This is a genomic window from Nostoc sp., from assembly GCF_036917355.1.
Classification (GTDB): Bacteria; Cyanobacteriota; Cyanobacteriia; order Cyanobacteriales; family Nostocaceae; genus Nostoc.
Map to the genome: position 1 here is coordinate 59894 of NZ_JBALDP010000064.1, position 26596 is coordinate 86489.

Here is a 26596-nt window from a genome sequence, read left to right on the forward strand (position 1 = left end):
CTTAATTATAAAAATCAAAATAATTTTGTTGAGAATTATAGACAAATTAGAAGAAAAACAAATATTAATAAGTTAGTTGTTTGATTATAAATATACAGAATATGGCTTTTGATTTAGATAAAGCTTTTCAAATAGATATCGCTCAAATGAATTTGAAAAAAGCACATTCATTAGTATTTAGGTTACATGGTGAGCCGAAAATGCCTTTTGTCATTTGGCTGCTAGAGAATCCTAATAGCATAATGGCATTACCTGGAAAAATTAGTCTACTCCATCATGATTATATTCACATACTTTTAGATAGAGGGATTTCTTCTCAAGATGAAGCTTTTGTCATAGGATTTACAATGGGTAATGACTTAAAGACTAATCAACTACATTTGTTCATCTATCAATTCTTTGCTAAATTTATATATCCAGTTCCTTATAATTTTTCTAAGCTAGACTTTATAAGTTTTAGATTAGGATTTATTTATGGCAGAAAGATTAAAATTAAACAAATAAATGAAATTGACTTTGAAATTTATCAAAATGAAACCATAGGATTTTTGAGAAATTTTCTCGGTATCAATACTGAGGAATGTAGACTTATGCAAGAGTATTAATGGCGACAAAAATTAATTAAAATATATCTAAAAAAAGAGTATTAAAATGCACCTACCTTATAAACTGAGATTTGCTTCCTCTCAACTAATAACTGTAACAGTACTGCTTACTCTGCTCTTATTCATTCCTCAAGTTTGGCTCAACTTGCAAGCATATTATAACTTCAATAGTATTACTAAAAATGAATTTAAACTCCAAAGGTTAAGTGATGAAATTACTTATTTTGATGAAGTGCTAACTATGTCAGCCCGGATGAATGCTGCTACAGGAAACACTATTTGGGAAAAACGATATCGCCAATTTGAACCTAAGCTTGACATTGCTATTAAAGAATCGATTAAACTAGCGCCTAAAGCATATAAAAATGAGGATGCTAAGAAAATTGATGCTGCTAATCAGCGCTTAGTGACAATGGAATATCAATCTTTTGATTTAGTTAATAAAAATCAAAAAGAGAAAGCACAACAACTACTTTTTAGCCGCGAATATGAAACTCAGAAGCAAATTTATGCTGATGGGGTGATAAAAAGAAGGTATAATATATCGCTGGAATTACAGCAGAAGGTTGATGAATATTATCAAAGAATCCTATGGGCAATTTCGGAGTCTATTATAAGTTTAGCGATGCTGATTCCAGCATGGCTTTTAGTATTGCATTTATTACAACAATACTTAAAAGCTAAAAAAATTGCTCAAGCCGCTTTAGAAGAGACGAATTCTCGATTGGAAATGCAAGTTGCGGAGAGAACAGCAAAATTAAAACATAAAAATATTCAGCTACAAAATACACTGCAAGAATTGCAACACACTCAAGTACAACTTATTCAAACTGAAAAAATGTCTTCGTTAGGTCAGCTAGTTGCTGGTGTTGCTCATGAAATCAATAATCCAGTTAATTTTATTTATGGTAATCTGATGCATATTAGAGAATATAGTCAGCAATTACTAACTTTAATTAAACTGTATCAGCAACAATGTTCTAGTGAGAAATCAGAAATAACTACTCTAATTAATGAGATAGATTTAGAGTTTATTGTTGATGATATGCCGAAAATCTTATCATCAATGGCAGTTGGTACTGAACGTATTCGTGAAATTGTATTAACTTTGCGTAACTTCTCGCGCCTTGATGAAGCAGAAATGAAATTTGTTGATATTCATGAAGGAATTAATAGCACCCTATTAATTTTACAGTATCGTTTCAAAGAAAATCATAAACAGCAGGAAATTGCAATTATCAAAGATTATGGAAATTTGCCTCTTGTTGAATGTTATGCAGGAGGCTTAAATCAGGTCTTTATGAATATTCTCAGTAACGCTATTGATGCTTTACATCAACGGGAAGTAGAGTGTTTAAAAGGAGATATTGAAAGACAGCTTAATTCTATTATTATCCATACTCAAGTTAAAAATGAAGAATGCGTAATTATTAATATAAAAGATAATGGTTTAGGAATAACTGAAGAAGATCAAACTAGATTATTTGACCCTTTCTTTACTACTAAACCTATCGGCAAAGGTACTGGCTTAGGATTATCTATTAGTTACGAGATTATAGTGGAAAAACATCAAGGAAAAATTAACTGTATTTCTGTACCTGGTAAGGGTACAGAGTTTGTCATTGAGATTCCTATCAAACAGACACGTTCAATAGTTACGCATTGACAGAGAGCCATTATTGCTATTTCAATTATTACTAATAGAAAATCCTCGACGCGTAGGTTTAATATTAGCTAACTCCACCTGAAAAGTTACCTTGTCACTCATTTCCCCGTTTCTTGCTTCCAAAGTCCACTTACCAGGACGTAAATTCCAAAATAAAGAATTAGCTGAATTTGTATCTAACTTTTCGCCATTTAACCACCACTCCACTGGTGCAGATTTATTTCCCGCTAGCTTAAATTCGAGTTTTTGCTTCGTTTGTTCACCAGGATAAACTAAAAATAAATCGCCATGATGCGGAGATAAAATTCTCAAATTGGTAGAAGTAAAATTTGACTGCTGTTGTTTTGCTAACCATTCATCATACTCTGGTGGCAAATTGAATTGATGCTCGCGTTCGTAATTACTTTTATCTTCAGGATAGAAATATTCCTGCACCACTGAGGTACAATCTGGTGTGGGTCGTAACCCAGAAATTGCACAAACAGGTAATTGCACTAAACCTTTTGGAGATGGAAAAGCTGCTGGTTCTTGATGTTCGTGCAGATGTAACATAATTCGATTCCATAAAGGTGCTGCGCCTGTCACACCTGAAACTTGTCGCATTGGTTCGCCAGTGAAATTGCCTACCCAAGTAGCGACAGTATAATCTGTGGTGAAGCCAACAGTCCAAGTATCACGAAAATTGGAAGAAGTGCCAGTTTTAACAGCAACAGGAAAAGGTAAATTTAACACTGAGTCTACACCAAATGCTGTTGCACGAGCATAGCTGTCACTGAGTATGTTAGTGATTAATTGCCAGATTGTGTGATTAAGGAGTGGAGAGTTTGTAGAGACGCGATTCATCGCGTCTGTAGGGATTGGGGAATTGGAAAATGTGCTTACTAAAGGAATCGCCTCTCCTTGTCGTGCTATGGTCAGATAAGCACGAGCTAATTCCCAAAGGCTGACTTCGCCACTACCTAGAGTCAAACCCAAACCATAATGTTCTGGAGTTTGATTGAGGTGTTCAAATCCTAGTTGATGCAGTCGTTCTAAAAAAGTTTCTACACCTACTTTTTCTAACACCTTTATTGCAGGTACATTTAAAGAATTTGCTAAAGCGATTCGTACCCGCACAGGGCCAAGAAATCTTTCGGTGTAATCTGTGGGGCTGTAAAGTTTCGCGCCGGGAATTGCATAATGGGCGGGTACATCTGCCAAAATGGTGTTTGGGCGAATTAAACCTTTTTCTAAAGCTAGTTCATAAACAAAAGGCTTGAGGGTAGAACCTGGTTGACGTAGTGCTTGCACTCCATCATTGCGTCCCAGTTTGGCTTCATTAAAGTAATCAGGTGAACCGACATAAGCCAAAACTTCACCAGTGTCGTTATCAATCACCAACGCCGCTGCATCATGGACATTGTTAGCGGCTAAGGAAGAAATTACCTGCTGTAGCTGTGCTTCGACAAACTGCTGCAAAGGGCGATTGATAGTCGTGCGGATGGGGGAATTTTGTTCTGTTTGCGTTTTATCAAACTGATTGGCTAACCAAAATAAAAAGTGTGGTGCAGCGATAATTCCCCCTTGGCGAGACTGAAACACAACCTTTTCGGTGTGTGTTCGGGTTGCGTTTGCTTCACTAATATACTTTTCCTGTACCATCCGATTAAGGACGTATTTTTGTCGCTGCTTCAGCCGTTCCCAATGTTCGTAGGGATTAAAGTATGTGGGATTATTAGGAATAGCAGCTAACAAACTAGCTTGAGCAAGATTCAACTCACTAGCTGGGATGGAAAAATAAGTCTGTGCGGCGGCTTCCACACCATATATATTCCCGCCCATTGGTAAGCGATTGATATATGCAGGCAGGATTTCATCTTTGTTCATCCCTGCTGCTAACCGCCAAGATAGCCAAATCTCACTCAGTTTACCAGAGAAGCTGCGCGGCACTGGATCTAACATTCGCGCCAACTGCATAGTAATTGTGGAAGCACCGGAAACAATTCTTTTGGCGTGGATGGCTTCTTTGCTGGCGCGGATAACAGCTTTCATATCCAACGCCCCATGATGGTAAAAGCTGCCATCTTCGGCGGCTAAAATGGCATGGATAAACTGGGGCGAAACCTGATTTAGTGGTACTACTGATGTATGCTCTTGGTCGCGGGTGAGCAATGTTCCTAATGGTAAACCATTGCGATCGCTAAATTGCATTGCCAACTGATTTTGGGCAATATCTGCGGCACGAATGGGCGCAAAATAAGGGAGTAAGCGTACCAGCAGACACATTAGCAGCACAGCTAGGATAACTTTACTAGTGGGCTGAAGTTTGAGTAGCGATCGTAAAATTAGTTTCATCAGGGAATCCCCTGTCCAAGAAAACCTACCTTAATCTTGACGCAGCGATTACATCTACATCAGTAAATATTTCAAATCCTTAATAATTAATTTTTACTAACTCAGCAGATGTAAATTAATGTTTGCGGAATTTAAATACTTCTTTATAGTTAAGAATTGTAGTCATTTTTGGAACAATAACATTAGATTAGTTATCTATGTAAATAAACATACGTTACATCCGCAGCTTGTGTAAAAGTAACTAGTTATCTTCCGTTCTTTATTAGCCTTGGCATTTCCGACTCCATCAGGTAATGCAAGTTTTTATTTGCTATAGTGCGTGAATTTTGTATTTTTAATTACTAGAAAAATGACTATCAGAGTTTTACTGCGTTTCCAGCATAAAATAACCTATCGGATTCTTAAAGTTATTGGCAGTTCGGTAAAAAAAATTAGGCGTTCTTCAAGTCGGAAGAGAACAATACAGTTTATCCTTCTCTTTACATTTATATTAGGGATGGCAGGGTGTAATTTTTTTGGTATCAACTCAAGTAAAGAACAACTACCAGCAGTTTCCTCACTCACACCACCAAAATTACCAAACTGGATTGAACAAATAAGTCCCATTGGAGATGCAAAACCTCTCAATCAAATCCGCATCCGTTTTAAAGAAGCTTTAATACCAGTTGAAAGTCTTGATAGTCCAGAACAGCAAAAAATATTACAAAAATTTGCCCTTTGGCCGCCTTTACCCGGTCAATTTCGCTTTTTAACACCGCGCATGGTGGGATTCCAAGCTGATAAAGCATTACCAATAGCGACACGGTTTCAAGTTACTCTTAAGGCGGGTTTAGCCGATTTAAAAAATCACCAATTAGACAAAGATTTATCTTGGACTTTCAACACTGAATCCATCAAATTAACTAATTTACCTGGTGTCAATCCCGTCGAAAAGGCTGATATCGAACCAATTGATTTACAACATAAATTACAGTTTACTTCCAATGTAGAATTGGATTTAGCTTCTGTCCAAGAACATTTACAGCTAATTCCCGAAGGTCAAAAGAAAGGTATAGGTTTTAAAATTGAATTAAATAAAGAAGAAAAACCATTAAAGAATGAAGAAGATCCTTTAGAAAAATTTGATCCTTCAGCACGCAACTGGATTTATAATCTCGTCCCCCAGCAAAATCTGGAAAAAGCAACCAGTTATCGCTTAGTATTTTCTCCAGGAATACGTCCTGCTTATGGCAATCTAGCGACAGAGAAAGAATTTGCTAGTAAATTAGCAACTTATTCGCCTTTGGCTTTTCAGAAAATTAACTTTTACGGACAGCCAGATTCAGGTGGAACATTTGGACGATTTGTTAAAGGCAGTCCGCAGCTAGAATTTAATAACGTTTTATTAGCAGATTCAGCTAAACAAAACATTACTATTAATCCAGCACCAAAAGAAATTTCGATAATTTTGGAAGTTAATGATGAAGATAAAATTGTCGGGATTAATCCTTATGCGCTAGAACCTGCCAAGACTTATACAATTACTATCGGCGAAAATCTCAAAGATAAGTTTGGGCAAACTTTGGGTAAACCTGTCACCCTTAAATATGATACTGGAGATTTAGCTGGAGATATTTGGGTACCATCAGATTTGAATATTTTTCCTACAAGTAAAGATTTACAGCTAAATATTAGTACGGGAAATCTGCCAGAATCTAAATATAAAGCAGCTTATCGAGTAGTCCAACCGACAGATTTAGTTTATTTTAATAATAGTAGTGATTTATTGCCACAACCTTCTGATTGGCAGAGCTTTAAGGTATCGGGTAAGAAAAATCAATCAGTTGATATTGCTGTTCCTCTGCGGGAAAAAATAAATTCTACTACGGGGATGTTAGCTTATGGAGTCCAAGCCCGCACGAATAAATATCAGGAGAATGGGAAGGAACTGTGGCGCGAACCTACAACTTATGGCTTAGTTGAATTGACAAATTTGGGCGTATTTACTCAGTGGTTTCCTGAGTCAGGGTTAATTCGTGTCAATCATCTTACAGATGGTTCGCCAGTGAAAGCGGCTGCTGTTGAAATTTACCAATCAAAATTACAAGCAAAATCTCGTCCAGAACCAGTACCTTGTGCAATAGGTAAAACTGATGACAATGGAATTTTTAGAATTATTGGTGAAGGATTACAAAAATGTTATTCTGGCAATGAAAGCTCTAGTAAATCACCACAGTTATTAGTAATTGCCCGTGAGAATCAAGATTGGGCATTTGCTAGAACTGAAGAATATAGCGGTGTTTATGGCTACGGCATTGATGCAGGTTGGCAAGATAAGAAGCCAGAATCACGCGGGGTAATTTTCTCGGATAGACAGTTATATCAACCAGGTGAAAAAGCTTGGTTGACTGGTTTTGCAGACTATTTACAAAATGGTGTAATTCAGCAAGATAAAAATGCTGCCTACCAATTAACTTTGGTAAATCCCGATGGGCAAAAAACCAGCTTAGGTACGCAAACTACAAATGAATTTGGTAGTTTTTCTCTGGAACTGCCAATCAAAACTACTCAGCGCTTAGGCTACTATACAATCCAGGCGAAAGGTAAAAATGGACAAGAAATTTCTGGAGAGTTTCGGGTAGCTGAGTTTAAGCCACCCAACTTTAAAGTGGAACTCAATTTAGATAAAGAGTTTGCATATATTGACGAGAAAGTTAATATTAATGCTACAAGCAATTATTTGTTTGGCGCACCTGTAGAAGGTGGAGAAGCAAAATATTTTATCACTCGCCAGCAGACCGATTTTGTGCCTAAAGGTTGGGAGGGATTTACTTTTGGTAGGCAATGGTTATGGCCGGAGGAAACCCCTACTATATCTACTGATGTATTGCAAACTAATACCCAACTAGATGCTAATGGTAAAAGTAGTCAAACTGTAAATGTGGCTAATGATTTACCATATCCGATGACTTACCAAGTAGATGTGCAAGTTGCAGATGTTTCTAATCTGTCGGTAGCGAATTCCAAAACATTTACAGCTTTACCGAGTAATCGCCTTATTGGATTAAAAAGTAATTTCATCGCTGATGCTGGTAAGGCTTTTCCTGTTGAAGTGATTGTTACTGACCCTACAGGAAAACCAATCGCAGGTCAACGGGTGCGCTTGGAATTACAACAAATTAAATACAGCAGCGTTACGCAGTTGGTAGAAGGTAGTCGAACACCAAAAAATCAAGTTGAATATAAAACAGTAGGACAAGCTGAAATTACATCTGCTAGCAATCCGCAGTCGGTAAATTTAACAGCACCGGAATCCGCTTCATATCGGATTAGAGTTAATTTTAGCGATACTAAAGGTGAATTAAGTGCCACAGATTTGCAAATTTGGGCAACTGGAGAAAATCCGGTATTTTGGGGTTCTAGAGAAGAAGATATCTTAGAAGTTAAATTAGATAAAAAAGAGTTTAAACCTGGTGACACGGCTACTGCACTAATTCAATCTCCATATCCAGATGCAGAATTGTACTTTGCTGTAATTAAAGACAAACCCCTTTATCAGCAGATAATAAAAGTTCAGGGAGGCGCACCACAAATTCAGTTTCAAGTTACACCAGAAATGTTGCCCAATGCAGCCATCGAAGCTGTATTAGTAAGACAAGGTAAACCCATTAACCAAGTGGAAGCGGGAAGTTTAGATAACTTGGTGAAGATTGGTTTTACACCTTTTAAAGTTAATTTAGAAGATAAATATTTAAAACTGCAAGTTAAGCCAGTCCAAGCATCATTAGAACCTGGTGCAGAGGAAACAGTACAACTAGAATTGAAGGATAATCAAGGAAACCCCACCAAAGGACAGTTTACAGTCATGGTGGTAAACGAGGCGGTGTTACAACTTTCTGGTTATCGTCCGCCAGATTTGGTAGATACAGTTTATGCAGAACAGCCAATTTCTACGCGCTTTAGCGATAATCGCCCAGATGTCATATTACAAGCACAAGATGTAGCTAAACCGAAAGGTTGGGGTTATGGCGGTGGTTTCTCAACTGGTGCAGCTAATACTCGCACTCGCACCGATTTTCAAGCCTTAGCTTATTACAACGGTTCTGTCGTCACCGATGCAAATGGTAATGCACAGATAACCTTTAAACTCCCGGATGACTTAACTACATGGCGAGTGATGGCTGTGGCCACCGATGGAAATCTGCGTTTCGGGAATGGCGATGCAACATTTATCAGTACTAAACCACTGCTAACTAATGCCATCTTGCCACAATTTGCCCGTCCAGGCGATCGCATTCTCGCTGGTTTATCCGTCACAAACAACACTGGGAATACAGGAAATCTCTCAATAAATGGCGAACTTAGCGATAACGTGAAGTTTGCTGACAAAAACCCCACAGCGACTTCTTTGCAAACCAAAGCTGAATCCGCAACTCACGCTTATCGTTTTCCAATGATGGCGGATAGTGTGGGAACTGGTAAAGTTCGCTTTACGACTCAGCTAAATGGTACGACCACAGATGCTTTTGAAGTACCTTTGGAAATTAAGCCAATTGAAATTACAGAACAAGTCGTTGAATCTGGTGTCACTGAAAAACAGGTGAAGATTCCCCTGAATGTCGATAAAAATACCTTCCCTGATGCGGGAGGTTTAGATATTCAGTTGGCGAGTACTTTGATTCCAGAAATTAAAGCACCAGCAAAACAGGCTGTAGAAGATGAGGATTTACCATTTACAGAACCGGCGGCGAGTCAATTAATAATTGCTGCTAATTTGCAAACTATTGCCCAAAAATACGGTCAGACATTTACAGAATTTAATCCTAGCCAACAGGCAAGTCAAGCAATTGAAAAATTACAAAAACTCCAAATAGCCGATGGTGGTTTTGCTGCTTTCCCCGGACAAGAAAAATCTGACCCTTGGGTTTCTTCCTATACGGGTGAATCTTTGGCTAAAGCTAGTCAGGTGTTCCCTAATTTAGTTGATTCTGCAATCGTATCTCGCCTGAAAGCCTATTTACAAAAAGTTCTAGCAAACCCCGGAGAATACGACTTTTGTAAACAATTACTCTGTAAAAGGCAGCTACAATTTAATGCTTTAATCTCTTTAGCAGAATTAGGAGATAAACGCAATACTTTCCTCGCAGATATTTATGAACAGCGCAATAATTTTGATGTAGCAACTCAAATTAAACTAGCGCGATACTTATCTCAATTCCCAGAATGGCAAGATGAATCTCAACAATTAGTGAATAAGCTGCAACAGAATATCTATGAAACTGGTCGCACAGCAGTTGTGAGTTTACCAACTAGTTGGGGCTGGATGAGTTCATCTACCACGACGCAAGCGCAAGCTTTACGATTATTTATTGCCAAACAGAGTAAACCCGAAGTTATAGATAAATTATTCCAAAGTCTTTTGGTATTGCGACGGGATGGTACGTGGCAAACCAACTATAATAATGCTCAAGCTTTAACAGCTTTGGTAGATTATAGCCAACTGCAACCCACACCACCTAATTTTGTTGCCACAGTGGAATTAGCTGGTAATAAGTTAGGAGAAAATCGTTTTGATGGCTACAAAAATCCTACCTTACAGCTAAATGTGCCGATGAATAAATTACCTCGTGGTCGTAATGATTTAACGCTGCAAAAATCAGGTAATGGCACTTTACACTATCTGGTTGCTTATAATTATCGCTTGCAAGGAAATCAACCAGGTAAATTTAATGGACTACGCATAACACGAGAAATTAGTCAAGTAAATAAAGAGAAAGTTTTGCAAAAAACAGGTCTTTATGCTTTCGATAAACCCTTGACTTTAGCCTCTGGACAGGTGTTTGATATTGGTTTAGAAATTATCGCCGATCGCCCCGTGGATCGTGTGGTGATTAAAGATCCATTACCAGCAGGATTTGAGGCGGTGGATGCGAGTTTTCAAACTGCTACAGCTGCATTACAAGCAAAAGCCGATAGCTGGGAACTTGGGTTTAAGAATGTGTACCGCGATCGCATTATCGCCTACGCCGACCACCTGGAACCAGGAGTTTATAGCCTCCATTACTTAGTCCGTTCTGTTACTCCTGGTACATTTTCTTGGCCTGGTGCAGAAGTTCACTTGCAATATGCGCCAGAAGAATTTGGGCGTACTGCTGAGTCTACATTGGTGATTGAGGATAAGTCGTGACAACTGGGTTCTATAATCAATGCGATCGCCTTTTCACCTCAGCCAACAAATAATAACAACCAAAATCTGTATATGTACTAATATGCAAAGGGAGCTATTTCTCCTTTATTAAGCAGAATTATTACCAAATTTCACCATGATGAATAACTGGTTTGATACAGCTCGATTGGGGATGTTTATTCATTGGGGACATAGTTCCCAACAAGGATGTGAGTTATCTTGGCCGTTAGTTGGGGGTGTATTCAGCCTACCTTTTTGCAAAGATATTCCAGTTGAGAAATATCACTACACAGCTAATACTTTCAATCCACAGCAATACAATCCTCAAGAATGGGCAGATTTAGCAAAAAGTCTAGGAATGAAATATACCATATTAACAGCCAAACATCATAATGGTTTTGCCCTATTCCATACCCAAGAATCAGACTTTTCAATTGCATCTGCACCTTATAAAAAAGATATTGTACGTGAATATATCGAAGCGATGCGCTCTGTAGGATTGCGTATTGGTCTTTATTTTTCGCTTAGTGACTGGCATCATCCAGACTATCCAGCTTTTACAGAAGCAGATAAACCTTATCGCTTTGACCAGCTACCTCAACCTACAGCGCAACAGTGGGAGCGATATATCCAATTTATGTTCAATCAGATACGAGAATTATTGACTAACTATGGTCAAATTGACATCATTTGGTTTGACGGAAGTTGGGAACGCACTCCTGAGCAATGGCAGGCTCAAGAATTAGCAAAAATGATTCGTGATTTACAACCTAATATTCTCATCAACGATCGTCTTCCGAATTGTGGAGATTTTGAGACTCCTGAGCAGTTTATTCCTCCTCACCCACCCGATCGTACTTGGGAAACTTGTCTGACTATTAACGAGAGTTGGGGATATAATTCAAATGATTGCAACTTCAAATCGTCTCGTAAATTGATTCATACCCTTTGCGAAGTAGCAGGAAAAGGAGGCAACCTCTTGCTTAATGTTAGTCCAATGGGTAATGGACAAATCCCTCTTGAGCAGTTAGAGCGTCTCAAAGATATAGCAGATTGGATGGGGAGCCACTCTGAAAGTATACTTGATACAACCCCAGGATTAGAACCGTGGCAATTTTATGGCCCCTCAACTCGTAAGGGCAATCGCATTTATTTACACCTATTAATGAAACCTTACGAAACAATATCAGTTAGGGGTATACCAATCAAACAAGTAAAATCGGTGTTTGTTCTTGCTGACGGCACAGCACTAACCTACACAAGTCGCTGCGCAATTATTGATTCTATCCTTAATTCTAATCCGTTAGGAGAATTAACAATTGATGTACCTGAATCAGTAATTAATCCATACGTTACAGTGATTTGTATTGATATTGATTCTTGAGTAATTAATGTAAATTCATTAACAGTACAGCGATCGCCCCAATTCTTAGAGCAAAAGAGAGCTATAGTGTAGCATTAGCGACGTAGGAGCGTCACAGCCCCTTAAAGTAGCTTAAATTAGAGATCGCATACAAAAAAGCCCCTAACCCCGATAATCCTGAACTGAGAATCGGACGTAGAGAATGCAATGTACGCGCCTACAATGTTCAGCTTTGTACAGCTTCGGTGGCAATTATGCAGCTTATTGGGATAAAAAGTATACTCAGGCTGTAAATTTTAGTACTGAAGAGCTTGAAGAGATTATTGCTAACAATCAATAAGCTGATTTTTCATCTCCAGAATTGTTACGGAGACTTTTAGTAAAAACTATAGCATTAAGAGAAAACGGTAGAATACGCCCAAATAACTAAATGATGCTGCGATCGCTTAACCCAATTGCCGCCAATGTGCCGGTGCTTCGATATAATCAGGTAGACGAGTGGTGCGATCGCCAACTGCCTCTCTAATCTGATGCAACTCTAAGTTTTTTGCTCCGGTCAAAATAGTCCCTTCCAATTTGACATCATTGAGGTTAGCTTGTGAAAAGTTAGCTCCCATGAGGTTTGCCTGAGTCAGGTTAGCTTGATAAAAGGTTGCCCTATAGAGGTTTGCTCCAATGAGATTAGCCTGATATAGGTCAGCTTCCGTTAAGCTAGCTTCTGAGAGATTGGCAAAATAGACTTCTGTTTGGTGGAGTTTGGCTGCATTCAAATTAGCCCCAGAAAGGTTAGCTCCATTTAAGTTCGCCCCACAGAGGTTAGCACCAATCAAACCCGTTTGGTGCAGGTTGGCTTTACCCAATTTTGCTCCTTGCAAATTAGCTAAAAACAACTTTGCTCCAGAGAGGTTAGCGACTTTTAAGGTCGCTTGTTGCAAGTTAGCTTTATAAAGGTTCGCCCCTTGTAAATTAGCTGCACGCAGACTTGCACCAGAGAGGTTGGCTGAACGCAGGTTGGCTCCAGAGAGGTTAGTGCGATTCAGGTTAGCCCAACAAAGGTTGGCTCCATATAAACTAGCTTTTAGTAATTTGGTTTCATAAAGAATCGACCTAATGAGTTTAGCGCCACTAAGGTCACATCCACTCAAGTCAGCCCCACGCAGGTCAGCCCCACTCAAGTCAGCCCCGCGCAGGTCAGCTTGTTGCAAGTTGGTTTTTAGTAGGTCTGCTTGTCTAATATCGGTGTTACGTAAATCAAGTTTTTGATCTTTTGGGTCTTCGAGTAAATTACGCCTGCCGATAACAGTCAGGGCTGCTTGAATATCGGTGCGTATTTTGGGGAATTCTTCATGGAGATTTTGCTCCAACTGCGGCGTTGGACGCGACCCACCTCGACGCCGACTTGAGTAAATTGCTCCTTGATATTCCGGCTTTTGTTGCTCCCCTTTTACGTGCTGGATGGGTGCATTCTCTCGCACAAAGGCAGTGAGGATTTCCATAATTGTCCAGTGTTCTTGAGGAAAATCCTGAGCAACCCTTTCTAAAGCGTAAATTGCACCTGTCCGGGTTTCCACCTTTTCATGGCCTAGCTGGGCAATTGCGCCCATAAAGCGCTCTGCAATCAATCTGTCTTGATTGAGTTTTGCGTTTTGCAGGCCAATTTCTAAGTTTTTCTCAGATGCGATCGCACTTTTCTGCATCGCTTGGGCACGCCTTGCTGCATAATAAGTATTAAACATTGCTGCCGATGCCAGAAAAACTATTGCAGTAGTTGTTAAAGCTTGGTTTCTATACTGGATTTTTTCTTGAATTGACAACTCTTTAATATTGGACAAGACAAAGAAAATTACAGTCAACGAGCAGCCAAATATAGCTGTTAAAGTTATCAACCAATTCAAAAGAGCGTCTGTCTTTTTAGAAGACATGGTAAAAATTTTCCTTACAACCTAGAATTATTACTTAGATGTTGAGGAAAAATAGTATAGCATTTAGCAGAAATTTATAATAGGTGTCCAAACACTCATTGAACTAAGGAATTATATCTAATATAATTTTACGTCACACATTAAGAAACGCTTGCGCTACAAAAATTACGAATTACGCTGAAAATAGAGAATGAGGAGAGAAGCAATTAATCGCGTCTCTACTAAAGAGTAGGGAAAAATTTTTCAATAAGCAATCAAGCGGATATGATATTACTCAGAGAATTTGGTTTCTCTGAGGTTTGCTTCATCAAATATGGTGTCATAGAGAATTGCTCCATGCAAGCTAGCTAGATATAAACTGGCACGATGCAGGTTAGCTTTAGAAAGATTAGCTTTCTCTAGATTAGCTGCACTGAGGATTGCTCCTTCTAAGTTCGCTAGATATAAATTAGCTCCTTCTAGATTAGCTGCACTAAGTATTGCCCCCGCTAGATTAGCTTCTCTAAGATTAGCCCCAGCGAGATTTGCTTGATAGAGATTTATCTGTTGTAGATTCGCCCCTTTCAAGTTTGCTCCTCTCATATCTGTGAAGCTCAAATCAAGTTGCTCATTTACTGGGTCTTTGTTTGCATCTCTTCTGGCGATAACAGTCAGCGCGGCTTGAATATCTACACGAATTTTTGTTGACAGGTTACTCATTACTTCCTGTTGGGGCATATAAGGAGCATTCTTTCGTACAAAAGTAGTAAGAATATCTACGCTCTTCCAGTGGTACTGTGGATAACTATAGGCAATTTGTTCTAAATCATTAATTACAGCTAGACTAATTTCTATAGTGTTATTTCCTAGCTGTTCGCTTGCTCTTCTTAAGCGTCGTTTTAGCGACTGATGCTGATTTTGTTTAACTTTTTGCTGAAAAACTGGTATCCGCAGCAATATTTTTGATAGCTGGATGGGAGTTTTTGATAAAATGTTTTTCATGGCATTAAAGACATTAAGGATTAATGGAAATGAATTGTAATATCTAATTTTTATTGAATAAATTATTTACGTTTGCTATTGTTTCATACATATTTAGTCCTGAAATTTATTTATGTAATCAACAAAATGGAAAATATAACTTCCGAGTAAGTAGACATAAGCATACATACTCTTGGCATTCTCAATAATCAGTTGTATTCACTAGTGCAGCATGGCGGAAATAAACGTACCATTTCAAATGGCGCAAGAGCTTAGAATATAATTCTTTTGACTTTTGACACTTCGACTCCTTTCGGCTGCGCTACCTCGGCTCTGGTTCCATCGAGCGACTTGTACTGAGTTTCGACTACGCTCAACTACCGCGTAGTCGAAGTAAGTTGAGATGCTCGGCACAACTCAAGGCAAGTCGCTCAGTGTTAACTTTTGACTTCCGCCTTGCGGTACTCGTCTTTAGTCTTCACGGATAATTAACTCTCGTCATGATAATTTTGATTTACTTATAATCATTGATTAACTAAAGATGACTATTAAAACTCAGCAAAATATACAACCAATAGTTAAAAATCTGGTGTTAATTGGTGGCGGTCACAGCCATGCTATTGTTATAAAAATGTTCGGTATCAAACCGTTAACAGGAGTACGTTTGATACTGATTACCACAGCATCAGAGACAGCCTACTCTGGGATGTTACCAGGACATATTGCCGGATTTTACAGCCACAATGAATGCCATATTAACTTGCAACCCTTGGCGAACTTTGCTCAAGTACAATTGTATATTGACACAGTAGTTGCCCTTGACTTAAAAAACAACAAAGTTCTTTGTAATAACGGACTTGTGGTAGATTTTGATGTGCTGTCTATTGATATTGGCAGCACTCCAGCCATACTGTCTGTATCAGGTGCGGCAGAATATGCGATCGCAGCTAAACCAGTATCGCAGTTATTAGAGCATTGGTATGAACTAATTACAGCTGTACGTAAAAATCCTCAACAACCAATTAGGATTGCGATCGTAGGTGGTGGCGCTGGCGGTGTAGAATTAGCGCTATCGATGCAATCTCGTTTACATCGGATTTTGGATGAAACTCAACAACCTATTCAAAACCTAGAAATTCATTTATTCCAGCGCGGACAAGAACTGATGCCCAATTATCATCAATCAGTGCGGCATCAACTTCAGCAAATTTTAACTGGCCGAGGTATTAAGTTACATCTAGGAGAAACTGCGTATAAAATTGCACCTAAAACCCATAATGAAGCTAAAAAAGTATTTGAAATTAAATGTGAATCTGGTTTGATAGTAAAGTGCAATAAAATTTTTTGGGTAACACAAGCATCAGCACCCGAATGGTTAAAGAACGCTGGACTAGGAACTGATGAGCAAGGTTTTATTTTGGTAGAAGACACGTTACAATCTCAAACGCACCCGCAGGTATTTGCATCTGGTGACATTGCCACAATGGTAAATCATCCGCGTCCGAAAGCTGGGTTATTTGCTGTTAGGCAAGGTAAACCTTTGTTTGAGAATCTACAGCGAATTTTATTAGGCAAGCCGCTCAAAACTTATAAGCCACAGAAACAATATTTGAGTTTAATTGGTACAGGAGATAAACGAGCAATTGCAACCAGAGGCACTTTGACTTTACCACCCCACAAACTCTTGTGGCATTACAAAGATTGGATTGACCGCCGCTTCATGGAACGCTTTCGCTTTGAAGATTAGGGACTGGGGACTGGGCAAGATGAGGGAGAATAATTGAAAAATTTCTTCCCAATGCCCAATGCCCAATGCCCAATGCCCAATGCCCTCATCTAAGCTGTTCAATTAGCTCAACAATTTGTTGGTAATATTGGATATTTCCTTCTTGGTAATACAAGTCTGCGGATTTCTGAAAATCTCTAATTGCTCCTTGAGAGTCCCCCAAATTCCGGTAGACATCTGCCCGCAGGATGTAAGCTGAAGCCCAATTAGGCTGACGCTGTAAGGCTTGGTTTAAGTCTGCAAGCGCTCCTTGTAAGTCTCCCAACAAAGAACGACTACGACCCCGATTGTACCAGTCTTCGGCAAAGCTGGGGTCGATCGCGATCGCTCGACTGTAATCTTCTATAGCCCCTTGATAATCTTCTAGGGCATAGCGAGCATTAGCACGATCGCTGTAAAATGCAGCAGATTGGGGATTTATTTGCAAAGCTTGGGTGTAATCTGCGATCGCACTTTCATAAGCTTCTAAAGCATAATGGGTAGAACCTCGGTTGTAATATGCTTCAATTAAATCAGGATTAATTTTTAATGCTTGATTATAATCAGCGAGCGCTCCTTGTTCATCCCCTAAAAGACGACGAGCATTTCCCCGATTGCAATACGCTTGGGAAAAATCAGGAACAAGCTTTATCGCTTGAGTGTTATCATCAATTGCTCCCTGTAAATCTTGCAGAGCTTCGCGAGCAATACTCCGACCATAATAAGCTGCGGCTAAGTTATCATTAATCTGCAATGCTCGATCGTAATCTTTAATTGCGCCTTTATGATCTCCTATAGAACGACGAGCCGCCGCGCGATCGCAATATCCTTCAGCTAAATTAGGATTGAGTTGTAATAGGCGATTGCTATCTTCAATTGCACCTTGATAATCTCCCAATCGCCGACGAGCATTAGCGCGAAAGCCATATACTAAAGCGAGAGTCGGATTTTCTTGTAATGCTTGGTCATAATCTGCGATCGCACCTTGATAGTCTTCCAGAGTACTACGAACCAGACCTCGCTCGCAATAAGCTTGCACATCATCAGGATTCAGCTTTAATGCTTGATTAAAGTCTTCAATTGCTTCATGATAGTTTTTGAGGTGAGCAAGCACCAAACCCCGATTATAGTACGCTCCGGCAAAGTTGGGATTGATTTTTAGGGCGCGGTTGTAATCTGCGATCGCACTTTGATAATCTGCTAAAGCGTAGTGAGCATTACCTCGGTTATGATAAGCTTCTGCCAAATTAGGATCTAATTGTAATGCTTGGTTATGGTCAGCGATCGCTTCCTGATAATTGCCTAAAATATGGTGAATATTGCCCCGATTGCTGTAAGCTGCGGCAAAATGGGGATGCCATTGTAAAGCTTGCTGAAAATCTGCGATTGCCCCTTGACGATCGCCACGTTCAAAACGAGTTACGCCCCGATTATGATAAGCATTAGCAATATCAATATTGATGTTATCAGCTAATTGGGTACTCATTTCGATAGTTTGGATATAATCTGCGATCGCTTTGTCGTAGTTTTCCAAAGCAAAGTAGGCATTGCCCCGGCTGTGGTAAGATTGCGCCAGATTAGGATCGATTTGTAATGCTACGTTATGATCTGCGATCGCGCCTTCATAATCGACTAAAAAGTAACGAGCATTAGCGCGGTTATAATAGGCTGTGGCAAAATTGGGATTAATTTCGATGGCGCGATTGAAGTTAGCGATCGCACTGCGATGATCTTTGATTTGGCCACTTAAAATCAGCCCTCGATTATGGTAAGCTTCCGCATAGTCAGGATTTATATTGATTGCTTGGGTGTAAGCTGCGATCGCGGCTTGATAGTCACCTTGCAAATTTTGGTTTAATCCTTGGTTAAAAAAATCTTCCGCATTCATATAATTTTTTGGCTTTTGACATTCTCTAGCCTAAAGCATCGGGATTGTTAACGATATGTTTTCAAAATTATTCCAACTACTATTGTGCCGGTTGCTAGGATTTTTTGTTTCAATCGCGCGAATGGGTTTCATTTATTTGAAAGTCTAATTAAAGCTTAAAAGTTATGAACAGCAGAGTAGGCGATTACAAAACCCCTCTTGAAAAGTTCTTCAGGCGGGTTTAGTCTGTATAGCCGCGATTTCCAATCGCCCGGTGTTTCTTTCAAAAGTAGATGCTCCCGATAGAGATAGAGTAGACGTAGATAATCTATCGTCTACCTTTTCAGTCTTCGTTTGCATAATTTCAAACTTCAAATCTGAAGAATAATCAGACAACTCATAACCAACACTCTTAACATGAGCCAACATTAACTCATCTCGTTGATGCCAAACAGCAAATATTTTCTCCCTGCCATCATATAGCGTTTCTAAATCAATTTGGTAAACCTCATTTACTCGCTTAAGCTTCAAACCCAACAAATTTAATAGCCGGCTAAGTATTTTTATTGCCGAAACCTGCTCTTTCTCACCAACTAAATTAATCCCAAGCGCTCTTTTGATATGCTTACTATGCTGAAAAGCAACATTTTTTAGCAATATCAAATCTGGCTCATTTTCAGAAAACTCTCGTTTTTCTTCGAGAAACTGAAGCATTCCTAAAGCTCTCATCGCTTCAACTTTGAGCGTGTAAGTTTTTAAATCTGGTAGAAAAACTTTCCCTTCACCCCAAGACAATTGCTGATGCCATTCTTGCTCATCTCTAACGTGAAAATACTCGCTTTCGTGAGTTAAATAATAGTGGATTAACAACTGACGATAATATCCTTGTTCATCCTGTAATTTCAGCCAAGGAGTAATTTTTACACCATATCTTTGTCTAAGAACATATTTATTAATTTGGTTACGTTCTCCATCCGTTAGGGAATGCTTAACTAACATCTGCTCATATTCCACATAATCGATATCTTTAGCATTGGCAACAGCAGATGCTAAAAATAGTTGATTTTGCTGCTTAATATCTTTAATTTTACGTTTAATTTCTTTAGCTTTTTGACGACTTTGTGCCCAATCTTTTTGAACCTTAACAATTTCTAAAATTAACCTTTTACGGGTAGCTAAATCATCTGCATCGGTTGCCAAAAAGGCCAGACGTAAATCTCGAATAATATTATTATGAACTGCATTACTCCGCACCTGAATTTGATGCCCATCAGCAATCAAACCATCTTGCATCGATTGCCGATACAGGCGAATAGAAGCATTTACCCTTGCAGATAACTTCGCCCAAGTTCGCAAATGAATTGGGTCATAAACTAAGGGTAAATCCACATCTATTTTATGTAGGGGACTCAGCAAAGCTAAGTTTTCTTTTTGATTTTCTTGATACCAATCAGATAACAAGCGATAATTTGTACTCCCACTACCAATTAAACCAATACCTCGTTTAGCACACCAGACAACACGCGGTACATCATCTCGGACTCTTGCTAACGCTTGTCTTGCTTCCGAGTCAGGAATTACCCCTTGAAAAATGCCATAAACTCGATCGAAATGTTGGACATCAATACTAATTCCTGTACCAAGGCTAGGGGTAACAAAAACGCCGTCATATTCCGATATTTTTTGATTAATCGCTGCAATAAAATCAACTGCTGCGTGACCAGGTGTATTTGTAGTATGACTACTAACTACCAGAGTTTTAGGAAATTGTCGCCGTAATTTTTGTAGACGTTCTTTCAAATAACGTTCAATTGTTTCACAACTATAACGCCCAGCGCGACTATCAGTAGTAACATAACATTTACGTCCAGCAAGTAAATCCAATTCTAGCTGGTGAATTAGCGGTGTTGGGTTCGGTGAATCATAAAAAGTTACGTCCCAACCTTGTTGAGGTTTCCACTGATTGAGAACTACCCAAGGCGTTAATTTAATTCCTGCCAATCCTTGTAAATATTCAAGTGAAACATCTGATAAATCAGCATCTTGAGCAATTACTAGCCCCCCACTTGTTAAAACTGTTGCAATGAGTTGCTGGAATAACTTTAATATTTTTACCCGCTTATGCTTACAAGTATTACTATTTAACAGATGCCATAGAGATTGCTCTACTTCATCTAAAATTACTATTGCCCCGCGCCAATGTTCTGGGTTAAGTTTCCAAATCGAATCAACGCACAAGCCGAGAGATTGCTGAGGAAAGAGAGAGCGCAGTATGGGAGGAGCGGGGGTAAGTGTTTGATTAATTTTTTTCTCCCCATCTTCTTTATGTGTTCCCCATTGAATACCAATTTTTTCACACAAGAATCGTCCAAGTAAGATTCTGTGAGTAATTAACAAAACAGGTTGATTTCGACTTTTTGCTTGTTGAACAACGCCTTGCAATGCCGTAGTTTTCCCCGTTCCTTTCGCTGATTTGACTCCTACTAATCCAGAGGTTGGGAAAGGTATTTCACCTATATAAGGACGGTTGAAGGTAAGTGCAGCAGGAATACTTAACTCGGTGTGGGGTTTGGTTTGAGCAAGATAAATTTCTAAATCAACACTTTGGCGATAAACTTTCTCAAAACTATTTGCACCCTTAGCAACAATAAACTCATCAACCCCTTTTTCTAATCCTGGAAGTTCGATGACTTTTACAGGGCAATTTTTTTGCTGGAATAAACAACCAAGTTGAGAAATAGCATTATTTACAGCAGCAATTGTCTTGGGTTGAGTTTCAAAATCAAAGCAAATATAAAAGCTGCGCTTTGTAATCGTAAATGCTGCTAAATCAGGAATTAGCTGACGACGGGTAACTTTACCAAATTCATCTTTCACAACCCGATAACCACTGGTAATTCCGGGAATGGCAATGGCTACATATCCTTGCGTCAACAACGTGGCTGCTTTCTTTACACCCTCGCAGATGACGAGGGGGATGTTCTGTTGTATCACCCATTGCCAAAAGCCTCTAGCCTCGCCATCAGGAGTAATGGTGATATTGTCGGGCATGGCTAGATTGTAACGCCCAGCGACTTGCTGCCACACTTGCAACGTTACCCGCAAACAAAACACTCGCGTTGGCGTGCTGGGGGGATGCTCGTACTTGATGGATTTGCCATTGTGATTTTGTCGGGGTTGGTTTGGCTTAAAGCATCCCCATTCCATCATTTGCCAATTATTCAGAGGGTCTAGTCCCGAACACCACCAACCGCCTTCTGTGATATGAGCGTAACGCTGCAACCAACTATTTTTTACCATTCCGGTATTGGTGCGGGGAAGTAGCTCAGAAATTAACAGGTACTCATAAGCTGTTACACCTTGGAGCGACCTAAAATTGAGATGCACTAAGTGTAAGTCTATACCACTACTCTTGACTAATTCTTCAAGGTGTTGGGGGTGTAAATAGTGCAGATGCATAGGGAAAGGCGGAAGGGAAGACAATGAGATTAAAACAGTAACATGCATCTGCTTTTTTTTAATACGCGATATTGCGAAGCTTATATGATGCTTTTTTTACTTCGTTGCCGGAGACACATCGGTTAAAGCTGTAGTGGGTTATTCTGCCTATTAGATCCCCGAAGTAATAATTTTGTATTGTGATATTTGTTCGCTTTTTATTTTTATTTATCAGTAAATTTCTGCGTTAAGGAATGCGATCGCTACATGACATCGTTATTGAGGTAATATCTTCATATACTTCAGTAAAGGCTTGACACTGAGCATCCACTCTGTAGGACGCCTGTAACCTCTCTGGATGAATAAAGCCAAAAACGCTGACTCTACAGAACCCTTGAACCTCGCTCCAAAGGTTTGAGATAGCCTTGAGTATTAATTTTTCTTTGCGATCGCAGTTAATACAGATAACTTGACGTAAAACTTTTACCCCAGTAGCACGGTAACTTCTCAAGCTGATTGGAGGTAAAATAAACAACAACTTTTAAAATAAGTTCAATCTGCTTTATAAACCCTTTGCTTTTAGTTACGAATGTAGGAAATATGGCTTTGTATTTTTTCATTTTTCCGTGTGTTTGTTTCATCACTGGCTATTTTTTATTCAAAAATAGAAATAATGAAATCTCACATTTAGTGACTGTATTTGCAGCTATCAGCCTGATTTTGGGTTTAATGTTAGCTCCTTGGCAGATTTTAGTTCTACTATTAATTCTTATTCTTATCAGTACAAGCTACGAGTATTATACAAGCAAAGTAGTCAGCAGGGAAACACAATATACACAACAGCCAGTTCCCAAATCGGAACCAGACTATCACTTAATCTACCGTGGAGCTTCCTATCGTCATGACCTCAACCCCAAATTAGATGGGGAAACCACAGCATCAGTAACCCATAAGTTGAGCTTTCGGGGATGTACTTATGTTGTTGGCGCCGATCCTAATACCCAATCGACTGGAATCATTACACCACAAGCAACTCATAAGTTGAGCTTTCGGGGAAGCACCTATTCTATAAATAGAACTACACACAGAGATATTAAAGAGCAAGGTAGTTAGAAACTTGGTGCAAGTCTTTGAAAGTTTACATTTTATTGGCTCATACCTTCCAAATCCCAGAGGCGATGTCTACAATGGGCTATGACGATCGCTAACACTACACTACTTATGAGGTACTGGTGCTATTTATGGTAAATTCTGCTGTAGCACCTGCAATTTAATGTCATTATAGACTTTATGCCCAGCAATAATGCGATATCAAGGGAGAGCCAGCGATCGCACATCCTCGACTATTACCTACCGAACTCAATGCTGCTTGATTATGCGATCGCTATAAATCATAACCATTTTAAGAAATACCTCATACATATACTTTGAGAAATGGTATTAATATATGGCTTTGTCAAGATTTCTAGACGAACAAATAATGTTAAAAAATAAGAACATATTCTGGAAAGTACTGTTGAGAAAGTTTATTTTTTATATGAGTGGAGTGGAACTTCCTTGGTAAAAGAGATATCTAGTTAGTTTGATTCTTAACTATTCACTCCTTGGAGAGGCGATTAGTCTCCCAAAATAGACAACATATTTTTAACCTGTAAAATTATGTGGAAATCAAAGTTAATATTTAGATTAGTACTGTCGGCTGCGGCGATCGCTACTAGCGTGCAGCTAAATTCAGCAAGTGACTATGCTATTGCTCAAAGTGAATCTTCCAATCCGACTGTTGAATCTGAGCAACAAAACCAAGCTTTAGAAGATGGCAAGGTTGCTATGGCAGGAGTTGGTATAGGAGCCATTGTAGGCTTACTCATTTCTGGTTTATGGTATCAGAAACGTTGTTACCAAAAAATCCAGTCACGTGCTAAAATAAACCGCTTTCGTGAAGAGTTTCTCTGTGGTTCTTTAGCAGATTATTATTTATCTAATTCTAAAGCAAATTCTTCACCTACAAATTCTCGGAAAACTTTACCAACACCCACTAAAGAAGAATCCCCTACTTCTGAGGAAACTTTCGTAACGCCAACTAAAGAAGAAATATCCGATCCCTCTACTTCTGAAACAAATAATCTAGAAGTAGAACCTACGCCAGCGACAGCATCTAATTTCTTATCTGACTCCTACCACAAGTTAATTGAGGAAATTGTTAATACATCTCTCAACGATAAAATCAGTTCTAAAGAGTATATATATCGCCAATTAGTAGAAAATGTGAACAGTGGTAATGATGAAATCTTTGAACGCTGTTTGAGCGATCGCTTGCATTCTACCCAATCTGAACTACATAAAGTAATAAATTCTCCGAGTTTATTCCAAAAAGAGACTCCTGAGTTAAAGAAATCTCGTCTAAATCGTACCTTGAAGGCATTACAAAGTATTCAAGAGGAATGGGAACGAGTCCAAAAACAAAAACTAAATTAAGCTTTAGTTAACCCAACTGTGCAACAAATTCTCACGGACTGAAAAGCAAGAAGCTTTTCAGTCTTGTTACAAAACCGAACTAACATTATTAAATTTATTGGTGTGGACGGTTATGATTACTCGCTATAATTGCTAGAAAAATACAGGCGATCTCACTAAGTTTTTACAATAGATATCAAATATGGGTAGCTATGAACCTTATGATTGGCAAGACAACGAATTAGATAAGGGTTTGCCTATTAAGTTATAATTTCAGTTATTTGTAGATTTAAATATTTTCTTATTTCTGACTTAATTATTACGATTTTAGAATCTTTCTCATCTTTTTTATAGTGGTAGCTTGGATGCTTCACATAAATTACTGGCTTCCCATGTAAACTTTTATAACTATGAAGAAATTTTTCAACTTCTCTTCCAAAAGCAATGATTACCTTTGGATTAAAAAAAGTCATTTCACGCATCAAGTGGCATTGAAAACAGTTTTTGATAGTATTCTTTTTTAGTTTATCTTGTTCTCCAATTGTTGAACATTTGACAAGGTTAGTCAGGACACAATACTTAAAAACTTCACCTTGATCAACATCCAGTATAGTTGACATATAGTTCAATATATTTTTGTGGAAAACTAGATTACCCTTTTCTCCTGGCTTTGTTGTGGCATTACCAGTAAATAACCCCCGATTCCAATCTATATGTTTTTGAGCAATGTCTTTAGGTGAACCTCTATAGTAGCCAATTTCAGCGTTAATAATATGTCCGGGATTTTTGGCAATAAGCATCACTTGGATATTTTCGGGATTTCCTTCTGTGTAAAATCCTCTTGGTGGAGAGTCTAACGCAGGATTATTTAGTTCATTATTGAGTCGATTCATGTTAAGAGTATTTGGACACTCTCTTTCTGAGTTTTTACAGTTGACTACTGTTGCGTAGAAATTGATAACTTGATTCATTGGCTTATATGGGTGGTTTATTAAAAACTATACTGATCTGACTAAAGTTGTCCTGAGTAATGCTACTAAAAAATCGTTTCGCTGATGTTTCAGCGAAACGATTGAAGTTAATCTCAAAATTAGAAATAGCTAACCCTCTAAACTAAACCACGACAGCTTCTTCGCGGCGTACAATACCTCAGCGTTGATTTCTTTGAAACCGCGATCGCAGACAAGTTTCTTGGTGCTGTAATAGTTTTATATTCTGTTAACTGAAGTTATTAGTGAATAGGACGTAAAACTTATAATTCACATTTTACAGATAGTTACGATTATTTCCAAGCTAGACAAAGACTTTCTTCTACTTGCTATACCTGCATATAATGGGATTATTGAACATCCATAACTGGTGAATAAAATGGCTAAAACATTAACAATACAGTTATCAGATGACTTAGAAAGTAAATTAACTGCTCAGGCGCAAAAACTGAATTTATCTTTAGAAGATTTAATTTTGCAATCATTATCTCAATCAGCTAAACAGGAAAATATCTCCGAATTCGATCCAATTTTACCTTTATTAGGTACATTGAAATTTGATACTTCTGATGTAGGAGAAAACCACGATCAATATCTCCAGCAAACTTTGCAGCAGGAGCTAAAAATTGACGAATAAAGTCTTTATCGATACATCGGGGTGGGCTAATTTATTTATTGCAACTGAGTCCTACCATGAACAAGCAAAGCAGTGGTTTCAACATAAACGTCAGCAAAATCAAGCAATGGTAACAACTAATTATGTTGTTCTTGAACTGGTGGCTTTGCTGAATAGCCCTTTACGCGTACCTCGTCCGCAGTTATTTAAATACGTAGAAGCTGTCAGAACTGCTCCTTATATCAACTTGACTTATATTGAACCAACAATAGATTCAGCAGCTTGGGAGCTACTCAAAACTAGAGAAGATAAAGCTTGGTCTTTGGTAGATAGCACTTCTTTTATAGTCATGCAAAAGCTTGGTATTAAAGAGGCATTAACCACAGATCACCACTTTGAACAAGCTGGCTTTATTCGTCTGCTGAAGTCAGAATAAGTAATAATAAAAGGC

Annotated in this window: 16 protein-coding genes; 9 read left to right on the top strand and 7 right to left on the bottom strand. The window is 38.7% G+C overall.

What is annotated here, in order from left to right:
* Window positions 1-101: 101 nt before the first annotated feature.
* Both V7K53_RS20130 and V7K53_RS20135 read left to right on the top strand, forming a co-directional pair.
* On the top strand, window positions 102-605 hold the full coding sequence (locus V7K53_RS20130) for a hypothetical protein (RefSeq protein WP_335199252.1): 504 nt from the start codon (window positions 102-104) through the stop codon (window positions 603-605).
* A 46-nt stretch (window positions 606-651) separates the two neighbouring features.
* Window positions 652-2271, top strand: coding sequence for a sensor histidine kinase (locus V7K53_RS20135; protein WP_335199253.1), 1620 nt, complete (start codon window positions 652-654; stop codon window positions 2269-2271).
* A gap of 21 nt (window positions 2272-2292) precedes the next feature.
* Here the strand turns inward: V7K53_RS20135 and pbpC are convergent, their stop codons facing one another.
* Entirely contained in the window at window positions 2293-4605 is a 2313-nt protein-coding gene (gene pbpC, locus V7K53_RS20140) for a penicillin-binding protein 1C (protein ID WP_335199254.1), read from the bottom strand.
* Between the two features lie 496 nt (window positions 4606-5101).
* Between pbpC and V7K53_RS20145 the strand changes: the two genes are divergently transcribed.
* Window positions 5102-10771: an alpha-2-macroglobulin family protein gene (locus tag V7K53_RS20145; RefSeq protein WP_335199255.1), complete on the top strand. Its 5670-nt coding sequence runs from the start codon at window positions 5102-5104 to the stop codon at window positions 10769-10771.
* 136 nt (window positions 10772-10907) lie between these two features.
* Window positions 10908-12155, top strand: coding sequence for an alpha-L-fucosidase (locus V7K53_RS20150; protein WP_335199256.1), 1248 nt, complete (start codon window positions 10908-10910; stop codon window positions 12153-12155).
* Between the two features lie 425 nt (window positions 12156-12580).
* Here the strand turns inward: V7K53_RS20150 and V7K53_RS20155 are convergent, their stop codons facing one another.
* Window positions 12581-14056: a pentapeptide repeat-containing protein gene (locus tag V7K53_RS20155; protein ID WP_335199257.1), complete on the bottom strand. Its 1476-nt coding sequence runs from the start codon at window positions 14054-14056 to the stop codon at window positions 12581-12583.
* Window positions 14057-14326: 270 nt separating this feature from the next.
* Window positions 14327-15037 (bottom strand): pentapeptide repeat-containing protein, encoded by a 711-nt coding sequence (locus V7K53_RS20160; protein WP_335199258.1) that lies wholly within the window; start codon window positions 15035-15037, stop codon window positions 14327-14329.
* A gap of 520 nt (window positions 15038-15557) precedes the next feature.
* Between V7K53_RS20160 and V7K53_RS20165 the strand changes: the two genes are divergently transcribed.
* Window positions 15558-16763 carry an FAD-dependent oxidoreductase gene (locus V7K53_RS20165; protein ID WP_335199260.1) on the top strand — a complete coding sequence of 402 codons (1206 nt, stop codon included), beginning with the start codon at window positions 15558-15560 and terminating at the stop codon, window positions 16761-16763.
* An 85-nt stretch (window positions 16764-16848) separates the two neighbouring features.
* Here the strand turns inward: V7K53_RS20165 and V7K53_RS20170 are convergent, their stop codons facing one another.
* From V7K53_RS20170 to V7K53_RS20180, 3 genes are all read right to left on the bottom strand, one after another.
* Entirely contained in the window at window positions 16849-18669 is a 1821-nt protein-coding gene (locus V7K53_RS20170) for a tetratricopeptide repeat protein (protein WP_335199261.1), read from the bottom strand.
* Window positions 18670-18879: 210 nt separating this feature from the next.
* Window positions 18880-22107, bottom strand: a complete 3228-nt coding sequence (locus V7K53_RS20175) for a plasmid replication protein, CyRepA1 family (protein ID WP_335199498.1) — start codon at window positions 22105-22107, stop codon at window positions 18880-18882.
* Between the two features lie 226 nt (window positions 22108-22333).
* A complete protein-coding gene (locus V7K53_RS20180) occupies window positions 22334-22621 on the bottom strand; it encodes a hypothetical protein (protein WP_335199262.1) in 288 nt (95 codons plus the stop codon).
* Window positions 22622-22776: 155 nt separating this feature from the next.
* Here V7K53_RS20180 and V7K53_RS20185 point away from each other — a divergent pair, with 155 nt between their 5' ends.
* Window positions 22777-23199, top strand: a complete 423-nt coding sequence (locus V7K53_RS20185; protein WP_335199263.1) for a hypothetical protein — start codon at window positions 22777-22779, stop codon at window positions 23197-23199.
* Window positions 23200-23745: 546 nt separating this feature from the next.
* Entirely contained in the window at window positions 23746-24561 is an 816-nt protein-coding gene (locus tag V7K53_RS20190) for a hypothetical protein (RefSeq protein WP_335199264.1), read from the top strand.
* Between the two features lie 239 nt (window positions 24562-24800).
* Here V7K53_RS20190 and V7K53_RS20195 read toward each other — a convergent pair whose 3' ends face one another.
* Window positions 24801-25511 (bottom strand): uracil-DNA glycosylase family protein, encoded by a 711-nt coding sequence (locus V7K53_RS20195; protein WP_335199265.1) that lies wholly within the window; start codon window positions 25509-25511, stop codon window positions 24801-24803.
* Between the two features lie 397 nt (window positions 25512-25908).
* Here V7K53_RS20195 and V7K53_RS20200 point away from each other — a divergent pair, with 397 nt between their 5' ends.
* Both V7K53_RS20200 and V7K53_RS20205 read left to right on the top strand, forming a co-directional pair.
* The gene (locus V7K53_RS20200) at window positions 25909-26166 is read left to right on the top strand and encodes a hypothetical protein (RefSeq protein WP_335199266.1); all 258 of its coding nucleotides are present in this window, start codon (window positions 25909-25911) and stop codon (window positions 26164-26166) included.
* Entirely contained in the window at window positions 26156-26581 is a 426-nt protein-coding gene (locus V7K53_RS20205; RefSeq protein WP_335199267.1) for a type II toxin-antitoxin system VapC family toxin, read from the top strand. Before V7K53_RS20200 ends, V7K53_RS20205 begins: the two co-directional genes overlap by 11 nt.
* The last annotated feature ends 15 nt before the right edge of the window (window positions 26582-26596 follow it).

What these genes read in the sequence shown, in the direction of transcription:
- V7K53_RS20160 (WP_335199258.1), bottom strand. Translation starts at nt 15,037, where the DNA reads ATGAAAAACATTTTATCAAAAACTCCCATCCAGCTATCAAAAATATTG.
- V7K53_RS20190 (WP_335199264.1), top strand. Translation starts at nt 23,746, where the DNA reads ATGTGGAAATCAAAGTTAATATTTAGATTAGTACTGTCGGCTGCGGCG.
- V7K53_RS20145 (WP_335199255.1), top strand. Translation starts at nt 5,102, where the DNA reads ATGGCAGGGTGTAATTTTTTTGGTATCAACTCAAGTAAAGAACAACTA.
- V7K53_RS20195 (WP_335199265.1), bottom strand. Translation starts at nt 25,511, where the DNA reads ATGAATCAAGTTATCAATTTCTACGCAACAGTAGTCAACTGTAAAAAC.
- V7K53_RS20165 (WP_335199260.1), top strand. Translation starts at nt 15,558, where the DNA reads ATGACTATTAAAACTCAGCAAAATATACAACCAATAGTTAAAAATCTG.
- V7K53_RS20170 (WP_335199261.1), bottom strand. Translation starts at nt 18,669, where the DNA reads ATGAATGCGGAAGATTTTTTTAACCAAGGATTAAACCAAAATTTGCAA.
- V7K53_RS20200 (WP_335199266.1), top strand. Translation starts at nt 25,909, where the DNA reads ATGGCTAAAACATTAACAATACAGTTATCAGATGACTTAGAAAGTAAA.
- V7K53_RS20155 (WP_335199257.1), bottom strand. Translation starts at nt 14,056, where the DNA reads ATGTCTTCTAAAAAGACAGACGCTCTTTTGAATTGGTTGATAACTTTA.
- V7K53_RS20175 (WP_335199498.1), bottom strand. Translation starts at nt 22,107, where the DNA reads ATGCATCTGCACTATTTACACCCCCAACACCTTGAAGAATTAGTCAAG.
- V7K53_RS20130 (WP_335199252.1), top strand. Translation starts at nt 102, where the DNA reads ATGGCTTTTGATTTAGATAAAGCTTTTCAAATAGATATCGCTCAAATG.
- V7K53_RS20135 (WP_335199253.1), top strand. Translation starts at nt 652, where the DNA reads ATGCACCTACCTTATAAACTGAGATTTGCTTCCTCTCAACTAATAACT.
- V7K53_RS20150 (WP_335199256.1), top strand. Translation starts at nt 10,908, where the DNA reads ATGATGAATAACTGGTTTGATACAGCTCGATTGGGGATGTTTATTCAT.
- pbpC (WP_335199254.1), bottom strand. Translation starts at nt 4,605, where the DNA reads ATGAAACTAATTTTACGATCGCTACTCAAACTTCAGCCCACTAGTAAA.